Below are 576 nucleotides of genomic sequence, written 5' to 3' on the forward strand. Positions count from 1 at the left end.
GGTTCTCTTTGAAAAGCCGAACGCCGCGTGCGCGAAATTCAGCCGTGTAGGACGGGGTGGGTTTTCTCTGTGTCATAGGGCTCATCCTTGGAGAGTTTTACTCTCCGGTAAACCCGGGGCGGTTCACATAGCGTTCAAGGAGCTGGAGTTCGTGCTCCACGTCGTCAAACCGAGGCTTGCCTTTCGGAACGGCAAAAGCGCGATATTCAGCGTAGAGTTCGCGCACGGAGATCTTTTTACCGGTCTCCGCCGTCAAGACATGCGCCAAAAAGTGGTCAAGGCGGGGGCGATGGGGGCGGGCATTGGGGGCGGGTTCACGCCACCACATGTCGTCAAGTGGATCCCATAGTTTTGCATATAGATCCTCTACTGGGGCGTCTTGCTTTTCTGCGCGGTGGAAGATGTTGTTGCGCACCAAGTCCATCGCGAGAAGCGGCTCGCCCTTGCTGTGGACCTGTCGCGGATTTGTTCCGCTCCTTTGACTTGGTATTTTGCCACAAAGGAGAGACATCGATGGCATCGAACCCTACCCTGGAATTCCGCGCTGAGGCAGTGCGTGTCGCGTTAACCAGCGGG

The 576-nt window shown here is 56.8% G+C and carries 1 protein-coding gene; it reads right to left on the reverse strand.

The features are described from left to right. Window positions 1–97: 97 nt before the first annotated feature. Window positions 98–520 (reverse strand): hypothetical protein, encoded by a 423-nt coding sequence (locus C8265_RS19270; protein ID WP_206050381.1) that lies wholly within the window; start codon window positions 518–520, stop codon window positions 98–100. Window positions 521–576 lie beyond the last annotated feature (56 nt).

The sequence above is a fragment of the Oceaniglobus ichthyenteri genome, from assembly GCF_003057885.1.
Classification (GTDB): domain Bacteria; phylum Pseudomonadota; class Alphaproteobacteria; order Rhodobacterales; family Rhodobacteraceae; genus Oceaniglobus; species Oceaniglobus ichthyenteri.